General features: G+C 64.1%; 23 protein-coding genes. 7 read left to right on the top strand and 16 right to left on the bottom strand.

The annotated features are described in order from the left end of the window. Positions 1–25 precede the first annotated feature (25 nt). The 3 genes from AC0L30_RS10905 to AC0L30_RS10895 all read right to left on the bottom strand — a co-directional run bounded on the left by AC0L30_RS10905 (position 26) and on the right by AC0L30_RS10895 (position 3,825). Positions 26–1,924 (bottom strand): potassium transporter Kup, encoded by a 1,899-nt coding sequence (locus tag AC0L30_RS10905; RefSeq protein ID WP_007592495.1) that lies wholly within the window; start codon positions 1,922–1,924, stop codon positions 26–28. A gap of 273 nt (positions 1,925–2,197) precedes the next feature. Beyond that, positions 2,198–3,028 carry an OmpA/MotB family protein gene (locus AC0L30_RS10900; RefSeq protein WP_007592497.1) on the bottom strand — a complete coding sequence of 277 codons (831 nt, stop codon included), beginning with the start codon at positions 3,026–3,028 and terminating at the stop codon, positions 2,198–2,200. 23 nt (positions 3,029–3,051) lie between these two features. Next, complete coding sequence (locus AC0L30_RS10895) at positions 3,052–3,825, bottom strand: motility protein A (RefSeq protein WP_007592499.1); 774 nt, start codon at positions 3,823–3,825, stop codon at positions 3,052–3,054. Positions 3,826–3,985: 160 nt separating this feature from the next. Here AC0L30_RS10895 and AC0L30_RS10890 point away from each other — a divergent pair, with 160 nt between their 5' ends. Then, positions 3,986–4,162 carry a hypothetical protein gene (locus AC0L30_RS10890; protein WP_473404303.1) on the top strand — a complete coding sequence of 59 codons (177 nt, stop codon included), beginning with the start codon at positions 3,986–3,988 and terminating at the stop codon, positions 4,160–4,162. A gap of 18 nt (positions 4,163–4,180) precedes the next feature. On the opposite strand, the gene AC0L30_RS10885 is transcribed toward AC0L30_RS10890, so the two are convergent. The 4 genes from AC0L30_RS10885 to AC0L30_RS10870 all read right to left on the bottom strand — a co-directional run bounded on the left by AC0L30_RS10885 (position 4,181) and on the right by AC0L30_RS10870 (position 8,758). Then, positions 4,181–4,900, bottom strand: coding sequence for an RraA family protein (locus tag AC0L30_RS10885; protein WP_473404302.1), 720 nt, complete (start codon positions 4,898–4,900; stop codon positions 4,181–4,183). Positions 4,901–5,052: 152 nt separating this feature from the next. After that, entirely contained in the window at positions 5,053–5,934 is an 882-nt protein-coding gene (locus AC0L30_RS10880; RefSeq protein WP_473404301.1) for a CDP-alcohol phosphatidyltransferase family protein, read from the bottom strand. A gap of 86 nt (positions 5,935–6,020) precedes the next feature. After that, a complete protein-coding gene (locus AC0L30_RS10875) occupies positions 6,021–6,725 on the bottom strand; it encodes a phosphatidylserine decarboxylase (protein WP_256375820.1) in 705 nt (234 codons plus the stop codon). 77 nt (positions 6,726–6,802) lie between these two features. Continuing rightward, positions 6,803–8,758, bottom strand: a complete 1,956-nt coding sequence (locus AC0L30_RS10870; protein ID WP_354127855.1) for an ABCB family ABC transporter ATP-binding protein/permease — start codon at positions 8,756–8,758, stop codon at positions 6,803–6,805. 203 nt (positions 8,759–8,961) lie between these two features. Between AC0L30_RS10870 and AC0L30_RS10865 the strand changes: the two genes are divergently transcribed. Then, on the top strand, positions 8,962–9,567 hold the full coding sequence (locus AC0L30_RS10865; protein WP_007592508.1) for an LOG family protein: 606 nt from the start codon (positions 8,962–8,964) through the stop codon (positions 9,565–9,567). On the opposite strand, the gene AC0L30_RS10860 is transcribed toward AC0L30_RS10865, so the two are convergent. The 4 genes from AC0L30_RS10860 to cysS all read right to left on the bottom strand — a co-directional run bounded on the left by AC0L30_RS10860 (position 9,564) and on the right by cysS (position 13,687). Further along, a complete protein-coding gene (locus AC0L30_RS10860; RefSeq protein WP_007592511.1) occupies positions 9,564–9,938 on the bottom strand; it encodes a VOC family protein in 375 nt (124 codons plus the stop codon). The two genes, AC0L30_RS10865 and AC0L30_RS10860, sit on opposite strands and share 4 nt — an antisense overlap. A 146-nt stretch (positions 9,939–10,084) precedes the next feature. After that, complete coding sequence (gene cimA, locus AC0L30_RS10855) at positions 10,085–11,683, bottom strand: citramalate synthase (RefSeq protein ID WP_007592513.1); 1,599 nt, start codon at positions 11,681–11,683, stop codon at positions 10,085–10,087. Next, positions 11,680–12,189 (bottom strand): GNAT family N-acetyltransferase, encoded by a 510-nt coding sequence (locus tag AC0L30_RS10850; protein WP_007592515.1) that lies wholly within the window; start codon positions 12,187–12,189, stop codon positions 11,680–11,682. The genes cimA and AC0L30_RS10850 overlap by 4 nt, the downstream gene beginning before the upstream one ends. A 115-nt stretch (positions 12,190–12,304) precedes the next feature. Then, positions 12,305–13,687 (bottom strand): cysteine--tRNA ligase, encoded by a 1,383-nt coding sequence (cysS, locus tag AC0L30_RS10845; RefSeq protein WP_473404300.1) that lies wholly within the window; start codon positions 13,685–13,687, stop codon positions 12,305–12,307. 293 nt (positions 13,688–13,980) lie between these two features. Between cysS and AC0L30_RS10840 the strand changes: the two genes are divergently transcribed. Both AC0L30_RS10840 and AC0L30_RS10835 read left to right on the top strand, forming a co-directional pair. Beyond that, positions 13,981–14,286, top strand: coding sequence for a hypothetical protein (locus tag AC0L30_RS10840; RefSeq protein ID WP_354161184.1), 306 nt, complete (start codon positions 13,981–13,983; stop codon positions 14,284–14,286). 130 nt (positions 14,287–14,416) lie between these two features. Further along, on the top strand, positions 14,417–15,604 hold the full coding sequence (locus AC0L30_RS10835) for a DUF2865 domain-containing protein (RefSeq protein ID WP_219682554.1): 1,188 nt from the start codon (positions 14,417–14,419) through the stop codon (positions 15,602–15,604). A 167-nt stretch (positions 15,605–15,771) separates the two neighbouring features. Here AC0L30_RS10835 and AC0L30_RS10830 read toward each other — a convergent pair whose 3' ends face one another. The 3 genes from AC0L30_RS10830 to AC0L30_RS10820 all read right to left on the bottom strand — a co-directional run bounded on the left by AC0L30_RS10830 (position 15,772) and on the right by AC0L30_RS10820 (position 19,374). After that, positions 15,772–17,529: an NAD+ synthase gene (locus AC0L30_RS10830; RefSeq protein WP_473404299.1), complete on the bottom strand. Its 1,758-nt coding sequence runs from the start codon at positions 17,527–17,529 to the stop codon at positions 15,772–15,774. Between the two features lie 98 nt (positions 17,530–17,627). Then, positions 17,628–17,981: a diacylglycerol kinase gene (locus AC0L30_RS10825; protein WP_473404298.1), complete on the bottom strand. Its 354-nt coding sequence runs from the start codon at positions 17,979–17,981 to the stop codon at positions 17,628–17,630. A 4-nt stretch (positions 17,982–17,985) separates the two neighbouring features. Further along, positions 17,986–19,374, bottom strand: a complete 1,389-nt coding sequence (locus AC0L30_RS10820) for a class II 3-deoxy-7-phosphoheptulonate synthase (RefSeq protein WP_473404297.1) — start codon at positions 19,372–19,374, stop codon at positions 17,986–17,988. 181 nt (positions 19,375–19,555) lie between these two features. Here AC0L30_RS10820 and AC0L30_RS10815 point away from each other — a divergent pair, with 181 nt between their 5' ends. Continuing rightward, entirely contained in the window at positions 19,556–20,452 is an 897-nt protein-coding gene (locus AC0L30_RS10815) for an alpha/beta hydrolase family protein (protein WP_354161177.1), read from the top strand. A gap of 136 nt (positions 20,453–20,588) precedes the next feature. Continuing rightward, complete coding sequence (locus tag AC0L30_RS10810; RefSeq protein ID WP_473404296.1) at positions 20,589–22,397, top strand: adenylate/guanylate cyclase domain-containing protein; 1,809 nt, start codon at positions 20,589–20,591, stop codon at positions 22,395–22,397. Between the two features lie 130 nt (positions 22,398–22,527). On the opposite strand, the gene AC0L30_RS10805 is transcribed toward AC0L30_RS10810, so the two are convergent. After that, positions 22,528–22,791 (bottom strand): hypothetical protein, encoded by a 264-nt coding sequence (locus AC0L30_RS10805; RefSeq protein WP_007592535.1) that lies wholly within the window; start codon positions 22,789–22,791, stop codon positions 22,528–22,530. Positions 22,792–22,979: 188 nt separating this feature from the next. Then, positions 22,980–24,464 carry an aldehyde dehydrogenase family protein gene (locus AC0L30_RS10800; RefSeq protein ID WP_473404320.1) on the bottom strand — a complete coding sequence of 495 codons (1,485 nt, stop codon included), beginning with the start codon at positions 24,462–24,464 and terminating at the stop codon, positions 22,980–22,982. Positions 24,465–24,577: 113 nt separating this feature from the next. Between AC0L30_RS10800 and AC0L30_RS10795 the strand changes: the two genes are divergently transcribed. After that, positions 24,578–25,660 carry a substrate-binding domain-containing protein gene (locus tag AC0L30_RS10795; RefSeq protein ID WP_007592538.1) on the top strand — a complete coding sequence of 361 codons (1,083 nt, stop codon included), beginning with the start codon at positions 24,578–24,580 and terminating at the stop codon, positions 25,658–25,660. The last annotated feature ends 18 nt before the right edge of the window (positions 25,661–25,678 follow it).

The raw sequence follows: 25,678 nt of genomic DNA, 5'->3' as shown, positions 1-25,678 counted from the left end.
TTGGCATGTCTCTGCCAATCGCCGCTTAGATGGTGACCTGGGTTCCGACTTCAACCACCCGGCCCGTGGGAATCTGGAAATAGTCGGTGGCGTCGTTGGCGGACCGGCTCAGCGCGATGAACAAATGGTCCTGCCAAAGCGGCATGCCGGACTGCGCCGACGCCTTCAGCGAGCGCCGCGACACGAAGAACGAGGTCGACATGATGTCGAACTGCCAGCCCTGCTTGCGCGCGATCGCGAGCGCCTTGGGCACGTTCGGCTGCTCCATGTAGCCGAAGCGCAGGCGGACCTTGAAGAACTTGTCGCTGATCTTCTCCATCCGGAAACGCTCCGACAGATCGACCCGCGGCGTATGCGCGGTCTCGATGGTCAGGACCACGTTATGCTCGTGCAGCACCTTGTTGTGCTTGAGATTGTGCAACAGCGCGGTCGGCACGAAGGAGGGATCGCTGGTCAGGAACACCGCGGTGCCCTTGACGATGTGCGGCGGCCGCTTCTCCAGGCTCCGGATCAAATCGTCCAGCGGCACCTCGATGCGGCGCGTTTTCTGGATCAGGATCGCGGACCCTCGCCGCCAGGTCCAGATTGTCCCGGCCATGATTGCGCCGAACAGCAGCGGCACCCAGGCGCCTTCAAGCAGCTTCAGAAGATTCGCGCTGAAGAAACTTATGTCGACCACGACGAAGGGCAGGATCACCGCTGCGGCCGTCGCGGCGCGCCAGTTCCACAATTTCCAGATCACGATGAAGCCCATGATGCCGTCGGCAACCATGGTGGTGGAGACCGCAATACCGTAGGCCGAAGCCAGATTGCTGGGGGTGTGGAACAACAGCACCAGCAGCATCACACCGATCAGGAGCAGCCGGTTGACACGCGGCAGATAGATCTGGCCGGCATGAGTTTCCGAGGTGAAGCGCACCTCGAAGCGCGGCAGGAGGCCGAGCTGCACAGCCTGATAGACCAGCGAATAGGCCCCTGTGATCACCGCTTGGCTCGCGATCACCGTCGCCGCGGTCGCAAGCCCGACCAGCGGCAGCACGAAGTGCTCGGGGACCATGCGATAGAAAGAGTGCTCGATCGCGCTGGGATCGGACAGCACCAGCGCGCCCTGCCCGAAATAGTTGATCAGGAGCGAGGGCAGCACGAAGAACATCCAGGCTGACTGGATCGGCTTGCGGCCGAAATGGCCCAGATCTGCGTAGAGCGCCTCGCCGCCGGTCACCGCGAGGAACACCGCGCCCAATGTCACCAGGCCGATCGTGCCGTGCGACAGCAGGAATTGCAGCGCGTAATAGGGATTGATCGCTGCCAGCACCGACGGATCGTCGGCGATGTGAACGACGCCCAACACGGCAAGAACGGTGAACCAGACGACCATCACCGGCCCGAAGGCCGAGGCCACCAGCGCCGTCCCCTTGCTTTGGACCGCGAACAGCAGCGCCAGGATGAGCACGGTCAGAGGAACCACATAGTGCTCGAAGGCGGGCGTGGCGAGCTTCAGACCCTCGACCGCCGACAACACCGAGATCGCCGGCGTGATCATGGAATCGCCGATGAACATGGAGGCGCCGACCACGCCGAGCGCCATCAGGAACCAGCTCCGCCGCCCGAGCGCGCGCTGGCCGAGCGCCATGAGGGAAAGCGTGCCGCCCTCCCCGTTGTTGTCGGCGCGCAGCAGCAGCAGAACGTATTTGGCGGTGACGACGATCAGCAGCGCCCAGAGGATCAGCGAGAGCACGCCGAGCACCATGACCCGCGAGACCGGCTGGCCATGGGCGGCACCCCTGACGGCCTCGTGGAATGCATAGAGCGGCGACGTGCCGATGTCGCCGAAGACAACGCCGATACTCCCGAGCGTCAGGCCCCAGAAACCAGAGGTGACCGGCCCGTCCGGAGCTTCGGTCGATGTGATGCTCGCCGTCATATGAAACTGGAACGCTTCTGCCCGAGAATTGATCCGGCGCCTTTTGACGGTTCCGGCGCCCCTGTCAATCGGCACATCACCATAGCAGGCGCCGGGACGGATGCTGTGACGGCGCAGCAACGGTCGTCGCCCACGCGACGACATGCCTCAGGTAAGATGGTGGCACAAGAGCCCAAAGCCTTTCCGTTCCCGATTGAACGGGAATTGGCTCTACATCCTTGTTTTGTCGCGCTTTCTTCGCGTGAAACAGGGCCCACTTCGCTCCAATGCGCCCTACGGCTTCAGATTCGGCGGTAGCGGCGGGTCTTCGCGCATCAGGGTGATGGTCACCCGCCGGTTGGCAGCGAGCGAGGGATCGTCCGGAAACAGCGGCTGGGTGTCCGCCTTGCCGGCGACGGCGAAGACATGGGCGGCCGGCAAGCCCTCGCGTTCGAGAATCTGACGCACGGCATTGGCGCGGTCGGCCGACAGGTCGAAGGCGCCGTAGTCGCTGCGGGTCGGCACGAATCCAGCCGCGGTGTGGCCGGCGATGGAGACCCGCAGCGGCGTCGCCTTTAGCGGGACAGCGAGCTTCTCGATCAGGCGACGGGTGCGGTCATAGGGCACCTTCGAGCCGTCGGCGAACATCGAGCGGCCGTCCTGGTCCACGATCTCGAGGTTGAGGCCCTGCTTGGTCTCCTCGAACATGATGTGCTTGGACATCTCGGTCAGTTCCGGCATGTCCTGCAACGCCTGGCGCAGCGAGGCCGCCGCCAGTGCAAAATTCCGGTCGACCTTGATCTTCGCGCCCGAGGTGCGGTCACGATCCTCCTGGTCCGGCGTCGGCGTGTTGGAGGAGTCCTCGGGCTGAATGTGATCGACGTTCTTCAGCCGAGGGCGGGTCGGCAGCCCGTCGGACTCGACGATGCCGGAATAGCGCGCTTCGGTCTGGACACCGAAGGCGTCGCGCATGGAGCCTGCGACGACCTTCAGCTTGTTGGCATCCTGGGTCGAGAACGCGACGAGCATCACGAAGAAGCTCATCATCAGGCCCATCAGATCGGCGAAGGTCACGAACCAGCCGTGACCGCCTCCGTGTGAATCGCCGCGCTTCTTCTTGGCCATGTCTCAAATCCCGACGCGCGGCCTCAGGCCGGCACCGGCTCGCCTTCGGCGTGGCGGTGCTTCTCGGGCAGATAGGCCAGCAGCATTTCGCGGACCAGCGTCGGGCTCTTGGAGTCGCGGATCATCAGGATGCCGTCGATGATCAGCGTGCGGTTGGTCTCTTCGTCCAGGAGCTTGCCATGCAGCTTGTCCGCGATCGGGATACAGAACAGGTTGGCGACCAGCGCGCCGTAGAGAGTCGCGAGGAGCGCGGTCGCCATGAACGGCCCGAGCTTTGACGGGTCGGTCATGTTGGCGAACATCTGCACCATGCCGATCAGCGTGCCGACCATGCCGAAGGCAGGCGCGCAGTCGCCGATAGCGCGGTAGATCTTGCTGCCTTCGTCCAGATGCATCAGGAAATTGTCGCGGTCGCGCTCGAGATTGTCGCGAATGAAATCGAGGTCGTAGCCGTCGGCGACGTAGCGGATGCCCTTGGCGAGGAACGGCTCGTCGGTCTCGACCTTTTCCAAACCCACCGGCCCCTGCTTGCGGGCGATCTCGGCGATGCGGGCGAGTTCGTCGACCAGATCATGCGCTGACAGACGGCTCATCGTGAAGGCAAACTTGGCGCCGAGCGGCAGGCCGTGGATCAGCGTCGAGAGCGGAAAGCGGATCATGGTCGCAGCCGTCGAGCCGCCGAAGATGATGATCATCGCATGCTCGGAAATGAACATGTGGAGATCGCCGCCCAGCAGCATCATCGTCGCGATGACGACAATGCCCGCCACGAGCCCGATGCTCGTCATGATATCCATGGGAGACTCCAACGCGAACGCAACAACGGCCGTCCTGGCCGATGGCGCGGCCCAACCCCGAACCGCATCGGAAACCCTAGTGAGCCGCGATTAAAGACGCGTAAAGGTTAAGTTGAGCCGGCGCGCCTGGCGGCCGCAGCGCGCTGAAAGGCGCCGGCTTTTGCCGACCGCCGACACGGATTTCAACATTTTGCTAACCATACGGCGGCCCCGCACCGTCACCCAAGGCGGGACGCGCGAAGTCCTCGGCTGCGCTCCCGCGATGCTCGGCGAGCCGGATCAGGCCGCCTTGTTCCTGACGGAACAGGGCAGCCTGCGAGCGGCGTCGCAACCGTAGATCGTTCCGGTTCCGCCGTTAGTGAATCTCCGCCGAACGCTTCAGCGCAGCTTTCAACTTCTCCAACGAGAAGTCGGGGCTGCGGGCGATCTCGAGGATCGGCGTCTCGCGGCGGCCACAGAGCTCGGCTGCCTCGGGCAGCTTTGCTGCGATGTCGCGCGGGATCACGATGGCGCCGTGCAGATCGGCGTGGATCAGATCGTCCGACTTCACGGTCATGCCGGCAACGCGCACCTCGCCGCCAAAGCTCTCGGCATGCACCCATGCATGCGACGGGCCGATCGAGCCGGCCAGTGCCTGGAAGCCCGGCGCCCATTGCGGGATGTCGCGGATCGAACCGTCGGTGATGACGCCGAGGCAGCCGAGCGCCTTGTGCACGTTGCTCTGCACCTCGCCCCAGAACGCGCCGTAGCCGACGTCGGGACCGTCGATATCCTGGATCACCGAGATGCGCGGACCGTGGCCGGTACCGACATATTCGTAATAGTCGATGCGGCGCTTGGACTGCTCTTCCGCCGGTAGCGAGTTTTTCAGCACCGAGCGGATCGCGACCGTGCGGGCATAGCCGACGATCGGCGGCAGATCGGGAAATGGGCAGACCAGCGGCTTGGTGGTGTAGCCGATCAGCCGGCGCTCGGGCGCCACGATCTCCATGGCATTGCAGATCGTCGGCGTGTCATAGCGGCCCAGCGCTTCGAGGACGGAAGCGGGCAGCGGCCCGGTCGCGATATTCGTCACGGCGTTCTCTCCCAGATTGGCGGCCGCTGTTGGCGCGGTGCCGCCGTCATCGGGCGATATAGCCGAGATCGGGCCTCAACCCAACTCAGGGCGCCTCATGGCAGATATCCAAGTCTTGCTGCTCAGGGTTTTGCCGCTCAGGGCCTTGCCGTTTAGTGCAGCCGGTCGGGCCGGTCATTCTCCCGCGGCGGCTCCGACAGGTTCGTCAGGGTCGGTGCCGAGGGCGGCGACGAGACCTCGCCTCCCACCGGCGCCGTGGCTTCCATCGCGCGTGCCTGGTCGCGATAGGATTTGTAGCCGAGCGGCAAAGCGAGCAGATACAGCACGGTGCCGATCGACAACACATGCCAGGGATAGGCGATCAGGATCGCGATGAAGACGATCACCGCGACGAACGCAGGCAGCACCAGTTCGGGCGGCACGCGCATGCGCTTGGTCTTGCCGGAGAACACCGGCAGGCGCGACACCATCAGGAAGGCGATCAGCAGCGTATAGGCAGCCGTCACCGCCGCAGGCAGCCGGCCGAGATCGAGGAACGCGACATAGATCGGCAGCAGCACCGTGATCGCGCCCGCCGGCGCCGGCACGCCGGTGAAGAAATTGGCGGCAAAGGCCGGCTTGTTGGGATCGTCCATGGTGGCATTGAAGCGCGCCAGGCGGAGGCCACCGGAGATCGCGAACACCATGGCGGCGATCCAGCCGGCATTGCCGAGTTCGTGCAGCTGCCAGAAATACAGCATCAGGCCGGGCGCCACGCCGAAATTGACGAAGTCGGCGAGGCTGTCGAGCTCGGCGCCGAACTTGGACTGCCCCTTGATCATGCGCGCGATGCGGCCGTCGATGCCGTCGAGCGCCGCCGCGAACACGATGGCGTAGACCGCGAGCGACATCCGCCCCTCGATCGAGAGCCGGATCGAGGTCAGGCCGGCGCAGATCGCCAGCAGCGTGATGACGTTGGGCACCAGCATGCGCACCGGGATCGGGCGGAACCGCCGGCGGCGCACATCAGGATCTCTAGAGTCGTAGGGCGTCATGGCTCGTCCTCACCTTGGGGCGAGATATAGCAAGCCGCGTTCCCCTCCGCCATTGCGGCGGAAGACCCTTCGGGCCGACTTATTGGTTAATTGGAGCGGTAGGCGCGGCTCGGGTCGTCTCCGGCGAGATCGGCCAGAATCGTCTCGCCGGCGATCGCGGTCTGGCCTTCCGAGACCAGCGCCCTGGTGCCCAGCGGCAGATAGACGTCGAGCCGCGAGCCGAAGCGGATCAGACCGAAGCGCTCACCGGCGCCGATTGCCTGCCCCTCTTTGACGAAGCAGACGATGCGCTTGGCGACGAGCCCTGCGATCTGGACCACGCCGATCCGCGCCGTCGGCGTCGTGATCGCCAGCGAGTTGCGCTCATTGTCCTCGCTCGCCTTGTCCAGCTCGGCATTGATGAACAGGCCGGGACGGTAGGCGATACGGTCCACCCGGCCCGTGATCGGGCTGCGGTTCACATGGCAGTTGAACACGCTCATGAACACCGAGATGCGCGGCAGTGGCCGGTCGCCGAGCCCGAGCTCGGCCGGCGGCAGCGCCATGGTGATCATCGAGACGCGGCCGTCGGCCGGCGACACCACGAGCCCCTCGCGCACAGGAGTCACACGCACGGGGTCGCGGAAGAACAGCGCGCACCACACGGTCAGGATGGTGCCGATCCACCCCAAAGGCGACCACAGCCAGAACAGGACGAGGCTTGCCAGCGCAAAGCCGCCGATGAAGGGATAACCCTCCTTGTGGATCGGCGGGATCTGACGCTGGATCGAATCGAGAATGGACATCGCTATCTGCCGCTCAGGGTTGATGGCGCAGGTCGTCCCGCGCGGTGGTGTTGTTTAGGCCAGAGTTGGGACCTGAGACAAGCTCACTCCGCCGCCGCAGGCGTCGTCAGGACATCGGCGACCGGCGGTGGCTCCCGGTTGGGCGCCTCGTCAGGGTCGGCCATCCTGGCCAGTTTCTCGCGCGCCGCCTCGGCCTCGCGCTGCCTGTTCCACATGCTGGCGTAAAGCCCCTCCTCCGCGAGCAGTTTCGCGTGGGTGCCGCGCTCGGCGATGCGGCCCTGGTCCAGCACGATGATCTCGTCGGCGCCGACGATGGTCGAGAGCCGATGGGCGATCACCAGCGAGGTGCGGTTCTTGGCCACGCGCTCGAGTGCGCCCTGGATCTCGTGCTCGGTGTGGGTGTCCAGTGCGGAGGTCGCCTCGTCCAGCACCAGGATCGGCGGCGCCTTCAACACGGTGCGCGCGATCGCGACCCGTTGTTTTTCACCACCTGACAGTTTCAGGCCGCGCTCGCCGACCTGGGTCTCGTAGCCTTTCGGCGCCATGCGGATGAAATGATCGATCTGCGCCAGCTGCGCTGCCTGCTCGACCTCGGCATCGCTGGCGTCCCAACGGCCGTAGCGGATGTTGTAGCGGATGGTGTCGTTGAACAGCACGGTGTCCTGCGGCACCATGCCGATGGACGCGCGCAAGCTCGCCTGCGTGACTTCGCGAATGTCCTGGCCGTCGATCAGGATCTTGCCGCCGGAAATGTCATAGAGGCGAAACAAAAGCCGCGAGATGGTTGACTTGCCCGCACCTGACGGGCCGACGATCGCGACCGTCTTGCCGGCCGGCACCTCGAAGCTGATGCCCTTGAGGATCGGACGGGACGGCTCATAGGCAAAGCGCACGTCCTCGAAACGCACATTGCCCGCGGAGACCACCAGCGGCTTCGCGCCCGGCGCGTCCTTGATCTCGGCCTCGCGTCCAAGCACGTTGAACATCTTCTCGATGTCGATGATCGCCTGCTTGATCTCGCGATAGACCATGCCCATGAAATTCAAGGGCTGGTAGAGCTGGATCATCATGGCGTTGACCAGCACGAAATCGCCGACCGTGTTGGTGCCGTTGCGCACGCCGATCGCGCACATCAGCATGGTCGCGGTCAGCCCCAGCGTGAAGATCACGGCTTGTCCGGTGTTGAGCACGGCAAGCGAAGTGTAAGCCTGGACGCTCGACTCCTCGTAACGCGCGACCGATCGGTCGTAGCGCTGCGCCTCACGGGTCTCGGCGCTGAAATATTTGACGGTCTCGTAGTTGAGCAGCGAGTCGATCGCCTTGGTGTTCGCCTCGGTGTCGGCATCGTTCATCTTGCGGCGGATGCCGATCCGCCACTCGGTCGCGATGTAGGTGTAGTACATGTAGACCGCGACAGTGACGAGGGTCGCGAGCACGTAGCGCCAATCGAACTGCCACAGCAGCACGGCCATCAGCAGCGAGACCTCGACGATGGTCGGGATCAGCTGCAGGATCACCATGCGCACGATGACCTCGATGCCCTCGCGGCCGCGCTCGAGCACGCGCGTCAAGCCGCCGGTCTTGCGCTCCAGGTGGAAGCGCAGCGACAGCTCGTGCATGTGGATGAAGGTGATGGTGGCGAGCTTGCGCACCGCATGCATGGCAACGCGCGCGAAAATACCGTCGCGCCATTGCGTGAGCACCGCCATCACGATGCGCATCACGCCATAGCTGGCGGTCAGCAGCAGCGGCGAGGCGATCACCCAGAGGTGCCAATTGTCGGCCTGAACCGGCGCGGTGTTGGCGCCGGTCAGCGCGTCGGTCGCCCATTTGAAGCTGAAAGGAACCGTCAGCGTGATCAGCTTGGCGGCGAGCAGCAGCACCATCGACCAGACCACGCGCATCTTCAGGTCGAAGCGGTCGCCCGGCCAGATATAGGGCCACAGATGCGCCAGCGTGCCCATCAGCGTGGCCCGCTCCAGCGGCCCCCCGGCGGGATCAGGAACGTTGGGGCCGGCGGGCAATTGAGCTTGGTCCATCAAGAAGCCTGAAAAAGCCCGTCGGATGCGGGCTGCGTTGCTATTAAGGATTTTCGATTGTCATATAGAGCCTTACCGATGCCCATGCACCCCGCCAGATGGCGAATCTTCGATTGTTCGCCGTCGTTTACCGGTAGATTTCCGGAAGTCCCGAATCACCGATTGGGCTTGACGCCTCTCCGCTGCAATGCATCATGGCACCAATGAGCACGATCAAAACCGTCTGTGTCTATTGCGGCTCCGGCCCAGGAACCAATCCCCGTTTCACCGAAGGCGCCAAGGCGTTCGGCAAGGCGCTCGCCGAGAACAACATCCGCCTCGTCTACGGCGGCGGCTCGCTCGGCCTGATGGGCTCGGTCGCGACCTCCGTGCTCGATCACGGCGGCACTGTCACCGGCATCATCCCCGATTTCCTGCGGATGCGCGAAAACGCGCTGACGCGCGTGCAGGAGATGATCGTCACCCCCGATATGCACGAGCGCAAGCGGCTGATGTTCGAACGCTCCGACGCCTTCGTGGCGCTGCCGGGCGGCGTCGGCACGCTGGAGGAACTGGTCGAGCAATTGACCTGGAAGCAGCTCGGACGTCACGCCAAGCCGGTGCTGCTGGCCAACATCGATAATTTCTGGGAGCCGCTGTTCTCGCTGCTGTCGCACATGCGCCAGACGGAATTCATCCGCGCCGGGCTTTCGGTCGACATCCTCAAGGCCGATCGGATCGAAGAGATTTTGCCGAAGCTGAAATCGGCGGCAGCGCAGATCGAAGATGCGGAAAAGCAGATCGCCCCGGAAATGGCGCGCAAGCTCTAGTCCGCAGGAAACGTCACCGCCTCGATCCGGTTACCATCGGGGTCGAGGACGAAGGCTGCGTAATAACGCACGCGATCGTGCGGGCGGATACCCGGCGAGCCGTCGGACACACCGGCGGACAGCGCCGCGGCGTGAAATGCATCGACCTCGGCGGTCGTCTTGGCCCGCAGGCAGATATGCACGCCGCTCTCCGGCGGCACGTGCGGCATGCCCTCGCGCAGATTGATCCAGAATTCGGGATAGGCCTTGCCAAAGCCGATCGTCCGCGGCCGCGTGACGATGCGCGTGAGCCCAAGGGCCCCGAGCGTTGCTTCGTAAAATGTCGCCGAACGTTCGAGATCGCTGACGCCGACGGAGATGTGATCAATCATGGGTCGCGCTCCCCTCTCTCCTCGTCATTGCGAGCGAAGCGAAGCAATCCAGACTGGCCCCGCGGACGCAGTCTGGATTGCTTCGTCGCTTCGCTCCTCGCAATGACGGCGTTTGTGGCGCCGCCATGGCTCACGGTCACTATCCCCTACGCTGGCGCGCCCGACTTCACCAGCTTGTAGATCACCGAATCCATCAGCGCCTGGAACGAGGCGTCGATAATGTTGGGGGACACGCCGACCGTGGTCCAGCTGTCGCCGTTCTCGTCCTCGCTCTCGATCAGGACGCGCGTGACCGCGCCGGTGCCGCCGTTGAGGATACGCACGCGATAGTCGATCAGCGTCAGGCCTTCGATATATTTCTGGTACTTGCCGAGATCCTTGCGCAGCGCGACGTCGAGCGCGTTGACGGGACCGTTGCCTTCGGCCGCCGAGATCAGATGCTCGCCGGCGACGTTGACCTTGACCACCGCCAGCGCCACGGTGACGCGCTCGCCATGCGAATTGTAACGCTGCTCGACATTGACGTCGAACTGCTCGACCTCGAAATAATGCGGCACCTTGCCGAGCGTGCGCCGCGCCAACAGCTCGAACGAGGCGTTGGCGGATTCATAGGCGTAGCCTTGCGCCTCCCGCTCCTTCAACTCCTCGACCAGCCGCGACAGTTTCGGATCGCTCTTCTCGTAGGCGATGCCGGCGCGGTCGAGCTCGGCGATGACATTGGAGCGTCCGGCCTGGTCGGACACCAGCACCTTGCGGTGATTGCCGACCAGTTCCGGCAGGACGTGTTCGTAGGTCTGCGGATCCTTCAGCACGGCGGAGGCATGGATGCCGGTCTTGGTGACGAACGCGCTCTCGCCGACATAGGCTGCATGCCGGTTCGGCACGCGGTTGAGCATGTCGTCAAGCGTGCGCGACACTTTGACCAGGGTCGCGAGCTTCTCCGCTGTCACGCCGATCTCGAAGGCGTCGGCAAACTCGGCCTTCAGCTTCAAGGTGGGGATCAGCGAGCAGAGATTGGCGTTGCCGCAGCGCTCGCCGAGGCCGTTCAGCGTGCCCTGGATCTGCCGCGCGCCGGCGCGCACCGCGGCGAGCGAATTCGCCACCGCCTGCTCGGTGTCGTTATGGGCGTGAATGCCGAGATGATCGCCGGGGATGTGCTTCGTCACCTCGGCAACGATCGCTTCGATCTCGTTGGGCATGGTGCCGCCGTTGGTGTCGCACAGCACCACCCAGCGCGCGCCGGCGTCATAGGCAGCTTTCGCGCAGGCGAGCGCGAAACCGGAATCCTCCTTGTAACCGTCGAAGAAATGCTCGCAGTCGAGCATCACCTCGCGGCCGGCGGCCTTCGCCGCCGCAACGCTGTCGCGGATCGACGCGAGGTTCTCCTCCTTCGTCGTCTCCAGCGCAACGCGCACCTGATAGGCCGACGACTTCGCCACGAAGCAGATCACGTCGGCTTTTGCCTCAAGCAGCCCGGCCACGCCGGGATCGTTGGAGACCGAGCGCCCCGCCCGACGTGTCATGCCGAACGCAGTGAAGCGCGCATGCGAAAACTTCGGCTTGGTGCCGAAGAACTCGGTGTCGGTCGGATTGGCGCCGGGATAGCCGCCCTCGACATAGTCGATGCCGAGTTCATCGAGCATCTGGGCAATGATTTGCTTGTCGGTCAATGTGAAATCGACCCCATTGGTCTGCGCACCGTCACGCAGCGTGGTGTCGAACAGATAGAGACGCTCCTTGCTCATTGCAGCGCTCCCGACGCGGGGCCGCTGCCGAGCGTCTTTTGCATAGTGGTGTTGGCCAGCCACTCGTCGTTGACGGTGATGCTGTTGCGCTGCATGGCGACATAGCCGCGCTTGGCGAAAAAGCCCTGCGCGTTATCGCTGGCGTCGACCGTCAGCTTGTCGGCGCCGCGGCCGCCCGCAAGCTTTTCCAGCGCATCGACGAGCATCGTCGCCAGGCCCTGCCCGGCCACGGCCGGATGCACATAGAGCATGCGGATATGGTCCTTGCCCCGCAGCGACGCAAAGCCCACCGGTGATCCCTCCAGCGTTGCGATCAGCGTCAGGTCGGAGGCGAGCCCCTTGCCGAACTCTTCGTCCTCCACCGACGCCATCCAGGCCTGCTGCTGCGCTTCGCTATAATCGTCGCCGGTCAGCTCTTCGATGCTGGCCGTGAAGATCGCGGCGAGAACCGGCACGTCCTCCGGCAGGAAGGGCCGCAAGCCGGGCTTTGGGAGTGCTTGTGCCATCGTCTTTACCACATCCCATAGAGTTTCAGTGCCAGCGCCACGGCGGCGCCGAGCAGCAGGATTTTCAGCGCGATGTAATAGAACCAGTGCCGCGGAAAAGGCGTGTCGGGCCGCTTCATCGTGCGACCTCCCACGTCGTGCCTTCCTTGGAGTCCTTGATCGCAACGCCCATCGCGGCAAGCAGATCGCGGATACGATCGGATTCCGCAAAGTCTTTGCGCGCACGCGCCGCCGTCCGCTCCGAGATCAGCCGCTCGACTTCCTTGGCATCGACGCCGCTCGCCTGCTGCTTGCGCCCTTCCCACTGTGCGGCGCTCTCGGAGAGAAAGCCGAGCAGCCGCAACGAACCCGCGAGGGCACCAACGTCGCTGCCGCGCAGGCCATGCAGCGCCGCGATGGCCAGCGGCGTGTTGAGGTCGTCGAGCAGCGGCTCGATCACCGACGGGGCGGGCTTGCCGGGTACGACGTCAGCCGCAACCCGATACCAGTCGTCGAGCGTCCTGGCGCTCTCCTCCAGCGACTTCGTCGTCCAGTCGATCGGCGAGCGGTAATGCGTCTTGAGCATATTCAGGCGCAGCACTTCGCCCGGCCATTCCGCGAGCAGCTCGTGAATCGTGACGAAGTTGCCGAGCGACTTCGACATCTTCTCGCTCTCGACCTGCAGGAAGCCGTTGTGCATCCAGTAGTTCGCCATGCGCTCCCGGTGGAAGGCGCAGCAGGTCTGCGCGACCTCGTTCTCGTGATGCGGAAATACGAGATCGATGCCGCCGCCATGGATGTCGAAGTGCTCGCCGAGATGCTTCCAGGCCATGGCCGAGCACTCGACGTGCCAGCCCGGCCGCCCCTGCGCGGCGATGCCGGCGGGTGACGGCCATGACGGCTCGCCGGGCTTGGAGGGCTTCCACAGCACGAAGTCGGTATTGCCCTTCTTGTAGGGCGCGACATCGACGCGCGCGCCGGCAACCATCTCGTCCAGTGAGCGATTGGACAGCGCGCCATAGCGCGGCAGCCCGGAATCGACCGCGTTCATCGCCTGCGGCGAGAACAGCGCGTGATCCTCGGCAACATAGGCAAAGCCGCCGGCGACCAGCCGTTCGATGATCTCGCGCATCTCGCCGATATGCTCGGTGGCGCGCGGCTCCACGCTCGGCCGCAGCGCACCGAGTGCGTCAACGTCGGCGTGAAACTGTTTGCCGGTCTGCTCCGTGACTTTCCGGATCGCCTCGTTCAGCGGCAGGCCGGGGAAATCCCGCGCCGCGCGGTCGTTGATCTTGTCGTCGACGTCGGTGATGTTGCGGACATATTTGACGTGCGCCTCACCGTAGAGATGGCGCAGCAGCCGGAACAGCACGTCGAACACGATCACCGGCCGGGCGTTGCCGATATGGGCGAAGTCATAGACGGTCGGTCCGCAGACATACATGCGGACGTCCTTGGCATCGAGCGGCACGAAGGTGCGCTTTTCCCGGCTCAGCGTATCGTAAAGGCGCAATTCCATAAGGATACCCGTCGGCTGTTGGCCGGGCGTCCACTGCTCTCAATGGTTTTGAGAAAAGACGGCTCCAGCCAGCGAATCGCTAGCTCGTAATCTCGCGGCAAATGGCGCAAATGACGAGGAGACCGTTCATGACGGAACATATGGGCTATGAGGCGGCCCCGCGTCAAGAGAGCCGCGAAAATGCCGCTTTATCTCCGCAATGCGCAGCCGCCGCGCATAGATGGTTCATATCCTTAACCATTTGAGCCCATTCTGGAACTGGCAGTTCCTATTTTTTGCCCTCCGGTGTTTTCATGCGATCATTGCTCGCGCTCATTTCTTGCGCCTCCATGCTTGTCGTTTCCAGCGCTCTCGCCGAGACCCGCGTCTTCATCATCCCCAACCAGGCGGACGGCTACGGCGTCGATCAGTGCCTGGCCAAGAGCGACAAATGCGGCGCGCAGGTCGCCAGCACCTACTGCCAGTCACGCGATTTTGCCCAGGCTTCGGCCTATCGCCGGGTCGATCCCGACGAAATTACCGGCTCTGTCCCCAAATCCGGCGCAAACTGCTCCCATGGCCATTGCGACGAATATGTCGCAATCACCTGCCAGCGCTGAATTCGCTCGGAACTGGCGTACCTTAGGCCCAATCGCTGGCCTCTGAAACGACGTGACGATGCCGCAGGAAGCGGCTATGGGAGGGCGCGCTTCGGCCCCCCACATCACGCGTGGCCGTGACCTCGCTAGAATGGCGGATATGCCTGAATTTTTGTCTCTCTCCCGTGCTCGCTCGATCCTTGCCTGCGCCGTGCTCTTGAGCACGGTCGTGCTCGCCAATGGTGCCTCCGCACAGGCCGGCCCGCCGGGACCGCCGCCTCAGCCCGGCCAGAACGGGCTCGGACCCAACCCGATGTGCGCGCGCCTGGAAGGCCAGCTCGCCGGTCTCGATCGTGGCAACGGCGGTGATCCCGCGCGCGAAGACCAGATCCGCCGCTATCAGGAATCGCAGAGCAAGCAGCAGGCCGAGCTCGACCGCGTCACCATGCAGGCCAAGCGCATGGGTTGCGATTCCTCCGGCTTCTTCTCGCTGTTCAGCGGCCAGTCCGCGCAATGCGGTCCGGTCAACACCCAGATCCAGCAGATGCGCGCCAATCTGGACCAGATCACCGGCAATCTCGAACGCCTGCGCGGCGGCGCCGGCGGCTTCAGCCCCGAGCGCGACAACCAGCGCCGCTCGGTGCTGGCAGCACTGGCGCAGAACAATTGCGGCCCGCAATATGCCAACGCCGCGCAGTCGCAAGGCGGCGGCAACTTCCTGAGCAATCTGTTCGGCGGCAACAACCCCAACAATCCGCAAAGTGTGCCGCCGTCCGATCTCGGCCCGCAATCAGGCACCTATCGCACCGTGTGCGTGCGCACCTGCGACGGCGCGTATTTCCCGGTCTCGTTTGCGACCGTGCCGGCGCGCTTCCCCGACGACGAGAAGACCTGCAAGGCGCTGTGCCCTGCCGCCGAAGCCGTGCTCTACACCCATCGCAATCCCGGCGAGGACATGAACTCCGCGGTCTCCACCAGCGGCCAGCCCTATACGGCGCTGCCGACCGCGTTCAAATTCCGCAGCGAGTTCAACCCGTCCTGCTCCTGCAAGGCCGCGGGCCAGACCTGGGCCGACGCGCTCAAATCGGCAGACGACAAAGCATCGGCCGAGCAGCAGGGTGACATCATCGTCACCGAGGAGAGCGCCAAGAAGATGCAGCAGCGGCAGCTCAACAAGGGCACGCCTGCGAATGCCAAGAAGGGCGCGGCGCCAGCGCCGACGACGGCTGGCGCGCCGGCAGCAACGCCGCCGGCGGAAACCGGCACCCCTGCGACCTCGTCCGAGAACAAGCCGATCCGTTCGGTCGGCCCGAGCTTCCTGCCGCAACAGCAGAAGTAGGCGGCCACAAATTCAACTGTCATGCCCGCGAAGGCGGGCATCCAGTCCTCCGAGGCGGCAGTTGGGTTTCGACAACGTCCGCCGCGGCGTACTGGATCATCCGCCTTCGCGGATGATGACAGCGTCGTACGTGACGACACCGTCCATCCCACGACCTTCGGCCAGCCTCACCCCTCGAACGCGTCGATCGAGGCTTTGCTCCCACGCGACACCAGCGTCTCGTCCGGGGCGGCGAGCTGCTCGCCTTTGTCGCGAAAGCGGTTGGTGATGGGATAACGGCGGTCGCGGCCAAAATTCCTGGCTGTGACCTTGACGCCGGGCGCGGCTTGGCGGCGCTTGTATTCGGCGACGTTGAGGAGATGATCGATGCGGGTGACCGTCTCGCGATCGAAGCCGGCGGCGATGATTGTGTCGAGCGGCTCTTCGCGCTCGATGAGACGCTCCAGGATTGCGTCGAGCACGTCGTAAGCCGGCAACGAATCCTGGTCGGTCTGGTTCTCGCGCAACTCCGCCGTCGGCGGCCGCGTGATGATGTCGGGCGGGATCACCTCGCCGTCCGGCCCCAGCGCCCCCTCGGGCTTCCACGAATTGCGCAAGCTTGCCAACCGAAACACCTGCGTCTTGTAGATGTCCTTGATCGGATTGAAGCCGCCATTCATGTCGCCGTAGAGCGTGGCGTAGCCGACCGACATCTCCGACTTGTTGCCGGTGGTCACCACCATCAGACCGGTCTTGTTGGAGATCGCCATCAGCAGCGTACCGCGGGTCCGGGCCTGGAGATTCTCCTCGGTGACATCGGGCGGCAGACTCTTGAAGATGCCGGACAGGATGGTCTCGAACCCATTCACCGCTTCCGCGATCGGCAGGACCTCGTAGCGGATACCGAGATGGCCGGCGAGCTCGCCGGCGTCCGCAATCGAGCTTGCCGCAGTGTAGCGATAAGGCAGCATCACGCCATGCACCTGATCCGCACCCAGCGCATCGACCGCAATCGCTGCGCACAGCGCGGAATCGATGCCGCCGGAAATGCCGAGCAGCACACCAGGGAAGCCATTCTTGGCGACGTAGTCGCGCAAGCCCAGCACGCAAGCCGCGTAGTCGGCGTGGTCGCCCTCGGGCTGCGCGGCGATCGGACCGGTGCAGCGCCAATCGTCGCCGCTTCTCGTGAAGTGCAGTGTGGTGATGCTCTCCGCGAACGCCGGCAATTGCGCCGCGAGCGAAAGGTCGCCGTTGAGCGCGAAGGAAGCACCGTCGAACACCAGCTCGTCCTGGCCGCAAACCTGGTTGAGATAGACCAGCGGCAGGCCGCTCTCGGTGACGCGCGCGACCGCGACCGACAAACGCACGTCAGCCTTGTTGCGGGCGTAAGGCGAGCCGTTCGGCACAAGGATGATCTCGGCGCCGGTCTCGGCCAGCGTCTCGACCACGTTCTCGTAGTCCTCGGACTCCTCCAGCCAGATGTCCTCGCAGATCGGCACACCGATGCGCACGCCGCGCACGGTGACGGGGCCGGCCGCAGGGCCGCGCGAAAACAGCCGTTTCTCGTCGAACACGCCGTAATTCGGCAGATTGCATTTGAAGCGCAGGCCAGCGATACGGCCGCCATCGAGCAGCGCACAGGCATTGTAGAGCCTGCCCTCCTCGACCCACGGCGTGCCGATCAGCATCGCCGGCCCGCCATCGGCGGTCTCGCGCGCCAGCGCTTCGATCGCAGCGCGGCAGGCGGCCTGAAACGAAGGCTTCTGCACCAGATCTTCCGGCGGGTAACCGGCGATGAACAATTCCGGAAACAGCAGGAGATCGGCGCCGTCGGCGGCTGCCTGCACGCGCGCCGCGCGCGCTTTGGCGGCATTTCCGTCGATGTCGCCCATGGTGGGATTGAGCTGGGCGAGCGTGACCGCGAATGCATTGAGACGTTCGGTCATGGCCACCGCGCTCCGATCAGAGCATGATCCGGAAAAGTGTGAAGCGGTTTTCCGAAAAGATCATGCTCAAAACAACAACCTAAAGCGCGATTAGCGCTTTAGAGGAATCCCAATCGCTCGATCGCGGCGATGATCCAGAACGCGCCGGCCATCAGCAGCGCGACGCCGACGGCGGCCGAGCCCATGTCCTTGACCCGCCCGATCTGCTTGTCGTGATCCATGGTCAGCCGATCGGCAAGCTTCTCGATCGCGGTATTGAGCAGCTCGACCGTCAGCACGAACGCAACCGAGCAGACCAGCTCGACCGCCCGCATCGCGGTCGCGCCGATGAACCAGGCCAGCGGCAGCGACAGCAGGAGCGCAAAGATCTCCTCGCGGACGGCCTGTTCCGAGCGGAACGCAAAGGCCAGACCGTTACGGGAATTGATCGTGGCCTTCCAGATCCGCAGCAAGATCCTAGAGCCCCGCTGCGGCCGGGATCGGCTTGACCTTGCCGGCGCGCTCCTGCTTGAGCAGCTCGGCGACCAGGAAGGCCATATCGATGGATTGCTCGGCGTTGAGCCTGGGATCGCAGACCGTGTGGTAGCGGTCGTTGAGGTCCTCATCGGTGATGGCGCGGGCGCCGCCGAGACACTCGGTGACGTCCTGACCGGTCATCTCCAGATGGACGCCGCCGGCATGGGTGCCCTCGGCGGCGTGGATCGCGAAGAACGACTTCACCTCGGACAGGATGCGGTCGAACGGCCGCGTCTTGTAACCTGACGTCGATGTGATGGTGTTGCCGTGCATGGGATCGCACGACCAGACCACCACTTTGCCCTCGCGCTTCACGGCGCGGATCATGTTCGGGAGGTGCTCGCCGATCTTGTCGGAGCCGAAGCGGCCGATCAGCGTCAGCCGGCCCGGTTCGTTGTCGGGATTGAGCACGTCGATCAGCTTCAGCAGTTCGTCGGGCTTGAGCGACGGGCCGCATTTGAGCCCGATCGGATTCTTGATGCCGCGGAAATATTCGATATGGCCGTGGTCGAGTTGGCGGGTGCGGTCGCCGATCCAGATCATGTGACCCGAGGTCGCGTACCAGTCGCCGGTAGTGGAATCGACGCGGGTCATGGCCTGCTCGTAGCCGAGCAGCAGGGCCTCGTGGCTGGTGTAGAAATCGGTGGCGCGCAGCTCGGGGTGGGCCTCGAGATCGAGGCCGCAGGCGCGCATGAAGTTGAGCGCATCGGAGATGCGGTCGGCCAATTCCTTGTAGCGGCGGGACTGCGGCGAGTCCTTGAGGAAGCCGAGCATCCACTGATGCACGCTGCCGAGATTGGCGTAGCCGCCGGTCGCGAACGCGCGCAACAGGTTCAGCGTCGCGGCCGACTGGCGATAGGCCATCAGCTGGCGCTGCGGATCAGGGATGCGCGCTTGCTTGGTGAAGGCGATGTCGTTGACGATGTCGCCGCGATAGCTCGGCAGCTCGACACCGTCGATCTTCTCCATCGGCGAGGAGCGCGGTTTTGCGAACTGGCCGGCGACGCGCCCGACCTTCACCACCGGGACGGCGCCGGCATAGGTCAGCACCACCGCCATCTGGAGCAGCACACGAAAGAAGTCGCGGATGTTGTTGGCACCGTGCTCGGCAAAGCTCTCGGCGCAGTCGCCGCCCTGCAGCAGGAAGGCCTCACCGGCCGCGACCCGCGCTAAGGCCTTCTTCAGATTGCGCGCCTCGCCCGCGAATACCAGCGGCGGAAAGGTCGCAAGCTGCGCCTCGACGTCGGCCAGGGCCTTGGCGTCGGGATAATCGGGCACCTGTAGCACCGGCTTGCTGCGCCAGGATTCGGGCGTCCACCGCTCGGACATCGCAATCTCTCCGTGAAGCAAAAAGCACAACCTGATCTGTGGGTTGCGAGGGTCGCCTTATACACAGGCTGGCCACCGGCCGCCAGTTGTAAATCCAATTGGCACTGCAAAGCCTTGCGGGGAAAGCCAAATTCGCATTTGCTGGGAAACGGCGAGGAAACCGGCAGGATACCTTCTGCCCATGGGCGTGGCACTGGACGACGTTTTCATCGACGAGATCAGCTTCCCGGCGACCGACGGGTATGCGCTGGCCGGCACGCTATTTCTGCCGCGCGGCACCAAACGCCATGCCGTGCTGGTGAATTCGGCGACTGCCGTCCCGCGAAAAATCTATCGCGGCTTTGCCTCCTATCTCGCCCATCGCGGCTGCGCGGTCCTGACCTACGACTATCGCGGCATCGGCGACTCCCGGCTGCCGGCGATGGTCGGCTACAACCAGCCGAAATCGCTGGTCGGCTTCAAGGCCTCGATGTCGGACTGGGCCGCGCTCGATGTCACCGCCGCAGTGCACTGGATGCGGGAGCGCTACAACACCCTGCCCTTAGCCTATGTCGGTCACTCCTTTGGCGGCCAGGCGCTCGGGCTGATCGCCAACAACGCGGACATCTCGCGCGCCGCGTTCGTGGCCTCGCAGGCGGCGACCTGGCGGCTGATGACATCGCCGGAAAAATACCGCGTCTTCGCTTTCATGAATCTTGTCGGTGTGCCGCTCGTCCACGCGCTCGGTTACGCGCCGGGCTGGGCCGGCATCGGTGAGGATTTACCCAAGGGCGTCTTCCTGCAATGGGCCGAGTGGGTTTCGAGCCCCCGTTATCTCTTCGATTCAAAGCTGCCGGCGCTGGAGAATTTCGCCAGATTCAAGGGCGAGCTGCGCACACTCTGCTTCTCCGACGATCCCTGGGCAACGCAGCCCGCGGTCGAGTTGCTTGCGAGCGGATTCACCGCGATCAAGCCGGAGGTGCTCAACGTGAAGCCGTCCGACGTCGGCGCCAAGGCGATCGGCCATTTCGGCTTCTTCCGCCCCGACCATCGCGACACGCTGTGGCGTGGCGTCGCGGAATGGATCCAGGGGGAATGAGAATACAGCATGAAAGGCGTGGACCGACACATGCTCCTTCCCTGAGTGAAGCAGACCTGAGCACGATGATCCGGCATTCCGTCTTGTGACCCCGGACGAACGTCGGTGCTAGCCGAAAGCAGCTCTGCGTGCTTTGATGCGCAGGGCCAAATATCTTATTTTAGAGGCCATTTTGTTAGAGGCAATTTTGACCGGCGAGCGCGTGGAACGACGACTTGTAGCGGTATTGGCTGCCGATGTCGCCGGTTACAGCCGTCTCATGGGCGCCGACGAGGAAGGCACGCTGGCCCGGCTGAAGGCGGCTCGAAGGATCGTTGTCGACCCCACGATCGCTGCGCATCGCGGCCGCATCGTCAAGACCACCGGCGACGGCATGCTGGTCGAGTTTGCGAGTGCGGTGGACGCCGCGCGCAGTGCGGTCGAAGTCCAGCGCAGAATGGCGGCGCAGAACGCCGACGTCTCCGCGGCAATGAGGATCGATTTCCGGATCGGCATCCACATCGGCGACATCATCATCGATGACAACGACATCTTCGGCGATGGCGTCAACATTGCCGCGCGCCTTGAAGGAATAGCCGACCCCGGCGGCATCTGTATCTCCGACGATGCTCGTCGGCAGATTCGCGGCAAGATAGACGTCGTCTATAACGATATGGGTCTGCAAGCACTCAAGAATATCGCCGAACCGATGCATGCATGGCGCCTCCTTGTCGATGCGAATTCCTCTGCAGCATCAAAGCCAGCACAAGCGCCTGAAATTGCGCGACCGCTGGCGCTCCCGGACAAGCCGTCCATCGCGGTGCTGCCGTTCCAGAACATGAGTCCCGATCCGGACCAGGAGTTCTTCGCGGACGGAATCGCGGAGGACGTCATCACGGCATTGTCGCGATATTCCTCACTGTTCGTCATCGCCCGCAATTCGTCATTTTCCTTCAAGGGACGCGCGGTAGACGTAAAACAAGTCGACCGCGAACTGGGCGTTCGCTATGTGCTTGAGGGCGGCCTGCGAAAATCCGGCAACCGCGTCCGAGTCACCGCACAGCTTGTCGAAGCAGAGACAGGCAATCATGTCTGGGCGGAACGCTACGACCGCGATATAGCCGACATCTTCTCCGTACAGGATGACATCGCGCAGTCCACGACCATCGCCATTGCGCCGGTCATTGCCGGCGCCGAGCAACAGCGGGCAATGCGCAAGCCACCCGCAAGTCTTGATGCCTGGGGTGCCTACCAGCGTGGGATGTGGCATCTCGGCAAAGCGAGTACCGAGGATGATGCGCTTGCCGGAGAATTCTTTCAGCGGGCCATCGATCTCGATCCGATGTTCGCGTCCGGATATATCGGGCTCTCCACCGTGCTCAGTCGGTCGAAAGGAACACAAGTCGAAGAAGAAGAATTGGCGCGACGCGCGGTCGCTCTGGATCGCGGCAACGCAGACGCCCACTCACGCCTGGGGCTGGCGCTCAACGCTCGGGGCGATCACGGCGGAGCACGTGCGCAGGCCGAGCGTGCGCTGGCACTCTGCCCGAATCTCGCACCGGCTCACGGAGCGCTGGGCGTCATTCTCGCGTATTCTGGCTGTCCCAAAGAGGGCCTCGTCGCCCTCGAGACGTGCATTCGGCTGGACCCTCGTGACCCATCGCTGGTGAATCGCTTGAACCAGGTCGCGTTGGCTCACTATTTTTGCCGGGACTACACGGCCACAGTCGAGGCGGCGGAGCGCGCGATCCGAACATTTCCCGATTTTCCCTCCCCCTACCGCTGGCTTACCGCAGCTCTCGGCCAACTCGGTCGAACCGCTGAAGCCGACGATGCGCTGCAGAAAGCAATCGCAATTTCATCAGCATCCTTCGAGTTTCAGGTCCGTCAACGGCCACCGTGGTTTCGGCCAGAAGATCACGCCCTCATGTTGGACGGTCTTCGTAAAGCCGGTTGGGAGGATTGAAGAGGCAGTTGACCGATTTCCATTCACGGCCCGTCGTGTCGGTGATGTAGCGCGGGGTCCGACGCAAGCGGCAAGCCGCCGGCCTGGGCGCGAACCGCCGCGGTTGCAGTCGGAACGACGAGTATGCGTCCTAGCGAATGATTGTCGTCAGCGACGAATAGCGCTTGTTCGGCTTGGCTTCGCCGGGCGCGAATTGCGCAAAGGCGTCGCTGACGCGGACGGCCGGCGGCGTATCGCCGGCGAAACGAAACTCCTTTGGCCGCGGCGCGTAGAAGCTGGCGCTGTAATAAGCATCGTCGAAGCGCGCCTCGCCGATCCCGAACATTGCGTCGCACGCGAACAGAAGTGCGTAGACTCCCGCGACCGCGACGACGACCTCCCTGAGAACTGACATTGCTGATGCCCCACCCTGTTGCAGGCAGGATGCACGCCGGTTCCAAAGCCGGGGTTTATGGCCGTATAGTTCTTTTCCGCAGGGTTTGCCGCCGCTGAGCGGAATGCAGACAATTTTACCGATCTCGAAAAAAGAGCCCGCCGGACCGGGTGATCAGGCGGGCTCAAGGCTTGGCCGCTCGGGAGGTTTCAAACGGCCAGACTCATCCAGACAGCCTTGGGCTCGGTGAAATTGTCGAGCGCGGCGGTGCCGTGCTCGCGGCCGAGGCCGGAGTCGCGCTCGCCGCCCCAGGGCAGGCGCACGTCGGTGTAGCCATAGGTGTTCATCCAGACCGTGCCCGCGCGCGCCCGCTTGGCGAAGCGCTGCAGCTTGCCGATGTCGCGGCTCCAGACGCCGGCGGCGAGGCTGTAAGCCGTGCCGTTGGCAATCCGCAAAGCGTCGGCCTCGTCCTTGAACTTGATGACGCTGACGACGGGGCCAAAGATCTCTTCCTGTGAGATCCGCATCTCATGCGCGACATTCGCGAACACCGCGGGGCTGATGAAGTAGCCGCGATCGCCTACCTTCTCGCCACCGGTGACGAGGGTCGCGCCCTCCTTCCGGCCGATATCAACATAATCGAGGACCGATTTCATCTGCTTCTCGGATATGACGGGGCCGAGCGTCGTCTTGCGGTCGAGCGGGTCGCCGATCCTGAGCGACTTTGCGCGCGCTGCCAGTCGCTCGACGACCTCGTCATGGGCCTTCTCCTGCACCAGCACGCGGGAGCCTGCCGAGCAGACCTGGCCTGCATTGAAGAAGATGCCGGAAGCCGCAGCTTTCGATGCGGATTCGAGATCCGCATCGTCGAAAATGACGTTGGCCGACTTGCCGCCCAGCTCGAGCGAGACGCGCTTGAAGTTGCTTGCGGCGCCCTTCATGATTCCCCGCCCGACACCGGGAGAGCCGGTGAAGGTGACCTTGTCGACGTCGGGGTGATTGACCAGCGCGTCGCCGACGACGCGGCCGGGGCCAGTGACGACGTTGAAGACGCCCGCCGGCAGGCCGGCTTCAAGCGCGAGCTCGGCGATGCGTAGCGCCGACAACGAGGTCAGCTCGGCCGGCTTCATCACGATGGTGCAGCCGCAGGCCAGCGCCGGCGCAAGCTTCCACATCCCGATCATCAGCGGGAAATTCCAGGGCACGATCGCCGCGACCACGCCGACCGGCTCGCGCACGGTGTAGGTCAGGGCATCATCGCGCACGGGCACGACGTCGCCGCTGATCTTGTCGGCCCAACCGGCGTAGTAGATCAGCGTGTCGACGGCGGCCGGAAAATCCTGCCGCGATGTCGCGGAGATCGGCTTGCCGGCGTCGATCGATTCGAGTTCGATGATCTCCTCGGCGTGGGCCTTGAGCAGGTCAGCCCAGCGCAGCAGTATCTGGCCGCGTTCGGACGCCCGCATCGTGCGCCAGGAGCCTTCGAAAGCCCGGCGCGCGGCGGCGACCGCATGCTCGACATCGGCCTCGTTGCCTTCGGCGACGACGGCGATGACCTGCCCGGTGGCCGGATTGAGCGACTTGAAGGTGCGACCGGAGCTTGCGGGGACGCGGCGGCCGTCGATCAGCAGATGCTGTGGCCGGGACATGAACTCGGTGGCCGGCGAATGTGCAAAGTCATATGCAACAGACATCATATTTCCTCCAGTTCTGGTATGCCAGACTAGATGTCTGTAGAGCGGAGTAAATATGATATGGTTTGCAAATGGACGCTCCTGATATGAAGTCCAGTTCATAAAGAGGACCAATGCTTCAGATCGAGATCGAGGCCGTATGGCGGTTTCGCCGCGAGGGCAATCCGCGCACAGCCATCATCATGCTCGGCGTCCTCAACGAAATCCGGAGGACCGGGAAGATCACCAGCGCGGCCAAGGACGCCCACCTCTCCTATCGCCATGTCTGGAATCTGATCGAGCAATGGTCGGAGTTCTTCGGCACGCCGCTGGTCGAGACCCAGCGCGGCAAGGGCTCAAAGCTCACACCGTTCGGCGAGCGGCTGGTGTGGGCGGGCGAGCGCATGCAGGCCCGGCTCGGACCTCAGCTTGAAAACCTCGCGCAGGAATTGGCGAGCGAGATCAAGCCGTTCCTCGAGCAGCGCCCGTCGGTGATCCGCGTGCATGCCAGCCACGGCTTTGCGGTGGCAAAACTGCGCGAATTCCTCGACCGCGAACCGGGCATCGGCGTCGATCTGCGCTATGTCAGCAACCAGCATTCGCTGGTCTCGCTGGCGCAGGGCGCCTGCGATCTCTCGGGCCTGCATCTGCCGCACGGCGCGCTGCGCGCCCAGGGCATCAAGGCTGCGCGCGAATGGCTCGATCCACGCGAGGATCGCATCGTCAGCTTCGTCACACGCGAAATGGGATTGATGGTCGCGCGCGGCAATCCGCTGCGCATCGCTTCGCTCGACGATCTCACCGGACCAAAAGTCCGCTTCGTCAATCGCGACCACGATTCCGGCACGCGGCTCCTGTTCGACCAACTGCTCGCGGCAAGCGGAATTGACGAGAGCCGTATCAACGGCGCGCAGCAGATCGAGTTCACCCACGCCGCGGTCGCAGCCTATGTCGCGAGCGGCATGGCCGATGCGAGTTTCGGCGTCGAGGCCGCCGCCCGGCATTTCGGCCTCGATTTCATCCGGCTCCTGACCGAGGATTATTTCTTCGTCTGCAAGCGCGCGTTCCTGGACACCGGGCCGATGCAGCGCATCCTGGAGATCATCCGCAGCGCCAATTTTCGCGCGGCTGTCGCTACGCTACCCGGCTATGTGCCGTCGGACACGGGCACCGTCACCGGTGTGAAGGCGTTTCTGGAGATGCACGCCGTGCGATAATGCCGAAGGATGCCGTCG

The sequence above is a fragment of the Bradyrhizobium sp. MI1.11 genome (assembly GCF_055811255.1).
The sequence above is the reverse complement of the archived record's forward strand: the minus strand, read 5'-3'. Positions and strand labels throughout refer to the sequence as shown.

Coding starts and splice junctions, on each gene's coding strand:
- AC0L30_RS10870 (WP_354127855.1), bottom strand. CDS start 8,758: ATGGACCAAGCTCAATTGCCCGCCGGCCCCAACGTTCCTGATCCCGCC.
- AC0L30_RS10835 (WP_219682554.1), top strand. CDS start 14,417: ATGGCGGATATGCCTGAATTTTTGTCTCTCTCCCGTGCTCGCTCGATC.
- cysS (WP_473404300.1), bottom strand. CDS start 13,687: ATGGAATTGCGCCTTTACGATACGCTGAGCCGGGAAAAGCGCACCTTC.
- AC0L30_RS10815 (WP_354161177.1), top strand. CDS start 19,556: ATGGGCGTGGCACTGGACGACGTTTTCATCGACGAGATCAGCTTCCCG.
- AC0L30_RS10860 (WP_007592511.1), bottom strand. CDS start 9,938: ATGATTGATCACATCTCCGTCGGCGTCAGCGATCTCGAACGTTCGGCG.
- AC0L30_RS10800 (WP_473404320.1), bottom strand. CDS start 24,464: ATGTCTGTTGCATATGACTTTGCACATTCGCCGGCCACCGAGTTCATG.
- AC0L30_RS10805 (WP_007592535.1), bottom strand. CDS start 22,791: ATGTCAGTTCTCAGGGAGGTCGTCGTCGCGGTCGCGGGAGTCTACGCA.
- AC0L30_RS10880 (WP_473404301.1), bottom strand. CDS start 5,934: ATGACGCCCTACGACTCTAGAGATCCTGATGTGCGCCGCCGGCGGTTC.
- AC0L30_RS10850 (WP_007592515.1), bottom strand. CDS start 12,189: ATGGCACAAGCACTCCCAAAGCCCGGCTTGCGGCCCTTCCTGCCGGAG.
- AC0L30_RS10820 (WP_473404297.1), bottom strand. CDS start 19,374: ATGTCCGAGCGGTGGACGCCCGAATCCTGGCGCAGCAAGCCGGTGCTA.
- AC0L30_RS10810 (WP_473404296.1), top strand. CDS start 20,589: ATGCGCAGGGCCAAATATCTTATTTTAGAGGCCATTTTGTTAGAGGCA.
- AC0L30_RS10900 (WP_007592497.1), bottom strand. CDS start 3,028: ATGGCCAAGAAGAAGCGCGGCGATTCACACGGAGGCGGTCACGGCTGG.
- cimA (WP_007592513.1), bottom strand. CDS start 11,683: ATGAGCAAGGAGCGTCTCTATCTGTTCGACACCACGCTGCGTGACGGT.
- AC0L30_RS10795 (WP_007592538.1), top strand. CDS start 24,578: ATGCTTCAGATCGAGATCGAGGCCGTATGGCGGTTTCGCCGCGAGGGC.
- AC0L30_RS10840 (WP_354161184.1), top strand. CDS start 13,981: ATGCGATCATTGCTCGCGCTCATTTCTTGCGCCTCCATGCTTGTCGTT.
- AC0L30_RS10865 (WP_007592508.1), top strand. CDS start 8,962: ATGAGCACGATCAAAACCGTCTGTGTCTATTGCGGCTCCGGCCCAGGA.
- AC0L30_RS10905 (WP_007592495.1), bottom strand. CDS start 1,924: ATGACGGCGAGCATCACATCGACCGAAGCTCCGGACGGGCCGGTCACC.
- AC0L30_RS10895 (WP_007592499.1), bottom strand. CDS start 3,825: ATGGATATCATGACGAGCATCGGGCTCGTGGCGGGCATTGTCGTCATC.
- AC0L30_RS10830 (WP_473404299.1), bottom strand. CDS start 17,529: ATGACCGAACGTCTCAATGCATTCGCGGTCACGCTCGCCCAGCTCAAT.